This window comes from Synergistaceae bacterium (genome assembly GCA_012521675.1).
Taxonomy (GTDB): Bacteria; Synergistota; Synergistia; order Synergistales; family Aminobacteriaceae; genus JAAYLU01.
The window spans coordinates 1-6341 of the sequence record JAAYLU010000009.1 but is presented as its reverse complement, the minus strand read 5'-3'; the positions used below and the strand labels follow the sequence as shown (position 1 = coordinate 6341).

General features: G+C 62.8%; 6 protein-coding genes. 2 read left to right on the top strand and 4 right to left on the bottom strand.

Annotated features, from left to right (window positions below):
* The coding region (locus GX181_00905) for a hypothetical protein (GenBank protein ID NLM70503.1) at positions 1–296 on the bottom strand (296 nt) is incomplete at its 3' end.
* A gap of 20 nt (positions 297–316) precedes the next feature.
* Positions 317–1453 (bottom strand): pyridoxal-phosphate dependent enzyme, encoded by a 1137-nt coding sequence (locus GX181_00900; GenBank protein NLM70502.1) that lies wholly within the window; start codon positions 1451–1453, stop codon positions 317–319.
* 297 nt (positions 1454–1750) lie between these two features.
* On the opposite strand from GX181_00900, the gene GX181_00895 reads away from it, so the two are divergent.
* Both GX181_00895 and mnmE read left to right on the top strand, forming a co-directional pair.
* Positions 1751–2971: a PLP-dependent aminotransferase family protein gene (locus GX181_00895; protein NLM70501.1), complete on the top strand. Its 1221-nt coding sequence runs from the start codon at positions 1751–1753 to the stop codon at positions 2969–2971.
* A gap of 95 nt (positions 2972–3066) precedes the next feature.
* Positions 3067–4479 carry a tRNA uridine-5-carboxymethylaminomethyl(34) synthesis GTPase MnmE gene (gene mnmE / locus GX181_00890; GenBank protein NLM70500.1) on the top strand — a complete coding sequence of 471 codons (1413 nt, stop codon included), beginning with the start codon at positions 3067–3069 and terminating at the stop codon, positions 4477–4479.
* Positions 4480–4518: 39 nt separating this feature from the next.
* On the opposite strand, the gene GX181_00885 is transcribed toward mnmE, so the two are convergent.
* Complete coding sequence (locus GX181_00885; GenBank protein NLM70499.1) at positions 4519–5991, bottom strand: leucyl aminopeptidase; 1473 nt, start codon at positions 5989–5991, stop codon at positions 4519–4521.
* 59 nt (positions 5992–6050) lie between these two features.
* Positions 6051–6341, bottom strand: a 291-nt coding sequence (locus GX181_00880; GenBank protein NLM70498.1) for a DMT family transporter, incomplete at its 5' end; no start/stop codon positions are given.

Sequence of the window (6341 nt, the reverse complement as noted above, 5' to 3'; positions counted from 1 at the left end):
CTGCGGATGCTGAAGGCCCTCACAGCCGCCGCACAGGCGTCGTCAGGGTCCTCCGGAGGGAAGAAGGAGTCCACGTAGCTTTTGGCCATGCGAAGGGCCTCCTCCTCCAAAGCCACACGGCCGGCTATCTCCGCGTCCTCCTCCCCCTCCACGTCCGCACCGGTGATGCCCCAGATCTTGAACATCTTGATGTAGTTGTCCTTCAGAGTCGCGCCCTTGCCGAGGATGAAGCGCCCGTTAGGCGCATGAAGGTCCTCCTCCAGCACCATCCCCTCGCGAAGGTTGTTAACGCTCACTCGTCCCATGACCGTCGCCGTCAGGCCGGCGGGCTCTTGAAGAGCGACATGATCTTGTCGGTCGCCTTCAGGCCAGACCCGGAGAGCAAAGCGACGACCCTCTCGCCCGCCGCTATCTCTCCGCTCGCCGCCAGTCGATCTATCGCCGAGCCGACCACAGCGCTGGTCGGCTCCACGTAGAGGCCCATGCCCGAGAGCTTTCGAAAGCCCTGCCATATCTCTCCCTCGGAGCATGTCACCACCGAGCCGCCGCTTTCTCGCACCGCCTCCAGCACCCTTTCGATGCGGACGGGCGACGCGGAGCTTATCCCCTCGGCTATCGTCTCTTTCTTCCGGTAGCCGCGCGCCGCGTCCACCCCTTCGTGGAACGCCCTGGCGAGAGGGGAACAGTTCTCCGCCTGGACGGCGTATATCCTCGGGACCCTGTCGATCTCCCCCGCGGCCAGCAGCTCGTCGAAAGCGAGCGAGCAGCCGAGCGCGAGGCTCCCCTGCCCGACCGGGAGCAGGACTGAGTCCGGCGCGGCGTAGCCGAGCTGCTCCCAGACCTCGAATGCGAAGGTCTTCACCCCGTGGGCGAAGTAGGGGCTCCAGTTGTGACTGGCGTAGAATACGCCCCCTTCCGCCTCGTCGGCGGCCCTCTCCGCCGCCCTCGTGGTCTCCTCCCTGCTGCCCGGCACCTTCACCAGCTCCGCACCCGCCGAGAGGATCTGGACGCACTTGCCACCGGAGGTGTACTCCGGCACGAACACCGAGCATTTAATCCCGGCCGCGGCGCAGTAGGACGCCATCGAGGCCCCGGCGTTCCCGGAGGAGTCCTCGATAACCCGGCTCACCCCGAGCTCCTTAAGCCTGCTTATCATGCAGGCCATCCCGCGGTCCTTGTACGAGCCGGTCGGACAGAGAAAGTCGAGCTTGAACCACACGGGGCCCCCGCTCCAATCGATCCGCACCAGCGGAGTGCCCCCCTCCCCCAGCGAGACGCGCGACCCGTCGGACGGGGGAAGAGAGGCGGCATATCGCCAGATGCCCGGATCGCGCCGCAGAGAGGCTCGGCTCATAGGCGCGAGGGGCGTCCACTCCAGCGGGCCGCCGCAGGAGCAGCGCCACAAGAGCGAGGATTCTTCGACGTTCCGTCCGCAACGGGCGCAGTTGAGCATGGTTCCAACCTCCGCAAGAGTTATTGTCCCTTGTTATATCGGGCGCGGCCCGGGACAGTTCGAGCCGAGATCATTATATCGCAACACCCCGGCGGCCTGACGGAGAGAGAAAGGCGCGGGTGAAGGCCCGCAAACTCGTCTGTGGCTGTGCGAATCTCATGCGTGATCGAAATGCACGGGAATTCACCTTGCTTTTTCCTCTTCGTGCTATAATTGAGCTGTGTTATCTTTCTTTTCGAGTCTATTCACAGCGATAGCATCGAAAAGGGCCTATTTTGACAGTGGGAGGCGATTTTAATGAGCAGCATCTGGGGACAGAACCTGAGCAGCATCGCGAAGAACAGCAGGCCTTCGCCCATTCGCGAGATGCTCGCGGTGGTCAAGCAGCCGGGGATGATCTCATTCGCCGGAGGAATGCCCGCTCCGGAGGTATTTCCCGCCGAAAAGTTCTACGAGGGCGCTCATCTCATCAAGGACGACGCGGCAAACCTTCTTCAGTACGGAACCACGGAGGGCTACCCCCCGCTGAAGGAGTTCCTTGCGACCTGGACGGCGCCCAGGATGGGGCGGAAGGTCGATCAGGACGAGATCCTCATCACCACCGGCTCGCAGCAGGCGCTGGACCTCTTTGCCTGGGCGATGATCGACGAGGACGACTACGTCATAGTCGAGGACCCTACCTACCTGGCGGCTCTCACCGTATTCTACAACCACGGCGGCAGGTTCCTGGGGGTCCCGGTCGATCACCTGGGGATGCAGGTGGAGCTGATACCCGGCATCATCGAGAAGGCCCGCTCCGAGGGCAAGAACGTCAAGTTCATCTACACGATCGTCAACTTCCAGAACCCGGCCGGGTCGACCATGTCGGTCGAGAGAAGAAAGCGACTGGTGGAGATCTCGAAGAAGTATAACGTACCCGTCTTCGAGGACGACCCGTACGGATACGTCAGGTTCGACGGCGACCACCTTCCATCGATATTCTCGTTCCATGACGGTGACGGAGTCATATACGCCGGTTCTTTCTCCAAGATTCTCTCTCCCGGCACCCGAATCGGCTGGGTCACGGGGCCGAAGGAGATCATCCGCAACATGACCGTGTTCAAGCAGAGCACGGACCTCTGCTCAAGCCCGATCACCCAGGCCCTCGTCACCGCGTACTGCGAAAAGGGGTACCTGGACGAGCACCTGCCCGTGATAATCGACAACTACAGGGAGAAGCGCGATGCGATGGAGGTCAGCTTCGAGAAGCACCTGAAGCCGCTCGGCGCCACATGGGTTAAGCCCGAGGGCGGTTTCTTCTACTGGCTCGAGGTCCCGTCGATCAACACGAACGACCTGTTCAAGAAGGCGATCGAGAAGAAGGTCGCATTCGTGCCGGGACCGCCCTTCTGTCCGGTGGATGGGTCGGGGCTGCACAATGCCCGGATCAACTACACATTCTCTGCGCCCGATGTCATCGAGGAGGGGGTCTCTCGCTTGGCGGAGGCCATCCAGGAGCTGGGGATACCGGCTCTGTAAAGAGTCAAGGGTTTTTCGCGGGGCCTCCGGGTCCCGCTTTTTTCATTTTCGGTGTAAGATACGGGAAGTTCGCCGGTCACGGGGGGAGAGAGCGCATGAGGCGGAATGGAGCGATCAAAAGGGTGGAGACCATAGCGGCTATAGCCACTGCCAGGGGGGAGGCCGGGATAGCGATAGTCAGGCTGTCCGGGCCGGATTCGCTAGAGATGGCCGGCGGGGTGCTGTCGCTGAAGAAGAATACCCTGAAGGAGATGCCTCCCCGGCGGATGAGCAACGGATACCTGCTGGATGAAAAGGGAGAAGGCGTCGACCAGGTGCTTGTGGTCTGGTTCGCCGCTCCCAGGAGCTACACGGGGGAGGACGTGGTCGAGATACACACGCACGGCGGCACGCTGGTGGCGTCGAAGTGCCTTGAGCTTCTAATCTGCCGCGGAGCGCGATTGGCCGAGCCGGGCGAGTTCACCAAGAGGGCATTCCTCAACGGTCGCATAGACCTGGCCCAGGCAGAGGCGGTGCTGGGCATAATCCGCGCCAGAAGCGACGAGGCTCTGAAGGCCGCGACGAGAACCCTGAGAGGCGAACTGACCGAGTTCACGATCGACATACATAGCGAGATTCTCGACCTGCTGGGGCAGATGGAGGTTTCGCTGGACTTTCCGGAGGAGGACACCCCGCTGCGCGAGGACGAGGAGGTGGTCCAGTCCATACAGGCGTTGATACAGAGCCTGGAGGATCTTCTGGATCGCTGCAGCGCGGGCTGCCTGCTTCGCGAGGGTATCAGGGTGGCGATAGTGGGCCGTCCAAACGTGGGAAAGTCCTCGCTGCTGAACGCGCTGCTGAGGGAGTCGCGTGCAATTGTGACGTCCATACCGGGGACAACCAGGGACCTGATCGAGGACGTGCTTACATGGCGCGGAGTTCCCATCAGGCTGATCGACACGGCCGGGCTGGGGGGCGTGCCCTCCGACGAGGTCGAGGCTATCGGCGTCGCACGGGCGGAGGCGGCATTCAAGGAGGCGGACACGAGGGTATGGGTGGTGGACGGAAGCTCCGCGCCGGACGACTTCGACCTTGCGATGGCTTGCAGGATAGCGGAGCTGGATCATATTGTCGCGCTCAACAAGTCCGACCTGCCCTTCGGAAGGGACGAGAACGGGCGGACGGCCGAGGAGCTGCTGTCCGAAGCCCTTCCGGGAAGCGGGATTCTTCGCATATCGGCAAGGCACGGGACCGGGCTCGACCAGCTGAAGGACCTGATAGTGTCATCGATCGCCGGATCGGGGACTCTCGAGGCGGGCCTGAACGCCTCGGCCAGGCAGGTGGGCGAGATACGCACGGCCATCGCACGGCTTAAGGATGCGGCCGACGCGATCGACGGAGGGCTAGGGCACGACGTCGCCGCCGGGTGCCTGAACGAGTGCATGATGGCGATCGAACGACTGCTGGGGATAACGGGCGGCCATTCGCTGCTCGATCACATATTCAGCCAGTTCTGCGTGGGCAAGTGATAGAAAGAGGGGCCGCCGGCCCCTCTTCAACCATCCTCGCTACAGGGACAGGAGGTATTCCAGGCAGGTCCTGACGCCGAACGCCGTCGCTCCCTTTGAGTACACCGAGTACTCGTCCTTCTGCATGTCCACCCCGGCTATATCGAGGTGCGCCCAGGGAATGCCCTCTCCGACGAATTCCTGCAGGAACCGGGCCGCGAATATCGCTCCACCGTATCTGCTGCCGGCGTTGACCAGGTCCGCCACAGGAGACTTCATAGACTTGGCTATCCTGTCGTCGTCAACCGGCATCCTCCAGAGCCTCTCGCCCCTGCGCACCGACGCTGCGAGCAGTTCGCCCGCCAGGGCGTCGTCGTTCGAGAACAGACCGGCCATGTTCTGCCCCAGGGCGACGGCGCAGGCCCCGGTCAGGGTTGCCATATCGATTATCACGTCCGGTAGAAGCTCGCTCGCGTAGGCCAGCGCGTCCGCCAGTACAAGGCGTCCCTCGGCGTCCGTGTTGTCCACCTCGACGGTCTTTCCGTTTCTCATCTTCAGTATATCGTCTGGGCGCAGGGCCCGGCCTCCAGGCATGTTCTCGGCCGCGGGCACTATGCCGTGCACCTCTATCGGAAGTTCCAGTAGAGCCGCGCCGCGCAGCACGGCGAGCACGTTGCACGCCCCGGTCTTGTCCCCCTTCATAGTCCGCATGAACTCGCCCGTCTTGATGTTGAGACCGCCGCTGTCGAAGGTTATACCCTTCCCTACGAAGGCGACCTTCCTGCGGGGCTCCCCCTTCGGCCGCCAGGTCATGTGGATGAGCCGCGGCCCTCTTTCGGAGGCCGCGCCGACGGAGTAGAGCCCCCCCATTTCCTCTTTGAGAATTCGCTCCTCGTCCCAGACGACCGCCTGGAAGCCGTGCTCCTCCCCCCAGCGAACCGCCATTTCCGCCAGGTCGTTCGGGCCTAGCCTGTTCCCAGGCTCGTTGGCCAGGTCGCGCGACGCGATCTGCATGGAGGCTAGGGACTTGCCCCTGGAGAGGCCCTCCGGTACGCCGTCAAGCAGGACGAACTCCTCGGGCGAGGGGAGGTCGTCCTCGTCCTTCGCCCCCTTGTACTTGTCGAATCGGTAGGCGCCGAGAGAGGCTCCCTCTGCGACGGCGCAGCTGGCCTCGTGCGTGGGCTCGCCGGGCAGCATGGCGGTGATCCTTCGGACCCCGTGCGAGCTGCAGAGGCGCATTAGCTCCGCGCTCCTCGACCTAAGGTTGTCCGCGAACGACTCCCGAGGCTCGTCCGGCTTCCTCTCGCCCAGGCCGACGAGGTAGAGGGCGGAGAAGCCCCCTGCCGGCAGTGGTGAACTGACTATTTTGCCTGTTTTGCCTCCGAAGGAGGGCATGTCGAGGAGAAGCCGCGCCGCGGCGGATTCTCTCTCGTCCAGCGGTGCAAGCGGCGCGTCCTCCTTAGAACGGACGAACAGAGCGAGGGCGCCTTCACGATTCAAAGCGCCCTGCGAGGGAACGGTCAGAAATTCCATATGAGGGACACACTCCTTTTCGTTTGACGTAGTTGCATGGTAGAAGCTTTTTCGCGATCTCACGATACGCGGTTGACGAACCAGACGCCGGAGAAGACCATCACCCCTCCGAGCAGCATCGACAAAGTGACCGGCTCGTCAAGGAAGAGAGCAGCTATGACGACGGAGACCACCGGGTTGACGTAGAGAAAAACGCCCACCTCGGAAGCGGGAAGTACCTGGAGGGCATCGTACCAGAGCAGGTAGCAGACTCCGGAGCAGACGACCCCCAGAAAGACCATGTTGACCGCTCCCTTCGCGGAAATGAGGGTCAGCTCCGACGCACCTCCTTTGAGCATGAACGGCAGGGT

Bases quoted from the DNA above. Each gene is read 5' to 3' on its own strand.
- GX181_00900 (NLM70502.1), bottom strand. From the start codon at position 1,453: ATGCTCAACTGCGCCCGTTGCGGACGGAACGTCGAAGAATCCTCGCTC.
- GX181_00895 (NLM70501.1), top strand. From the start codon at position 1,751: ATGAGCAGCATCTGGGGACAGAACCTGAGCAGCATCGCGAAGAACAGC.
- mnmE (NLM70500.1), top strand. From the start codon at position 3,067: ATGAGGCGGAATGGAGCGATCAAAAGGGTGGAGACCATAGCGGCTATA.
- GX181_00885 (NLM70499.1), bottom strand. From the start codon at position 5,991: ATGGAATTTCTGACCGTTCCCTCGCAGGGCGCTTTGAATCGTGAAGGC.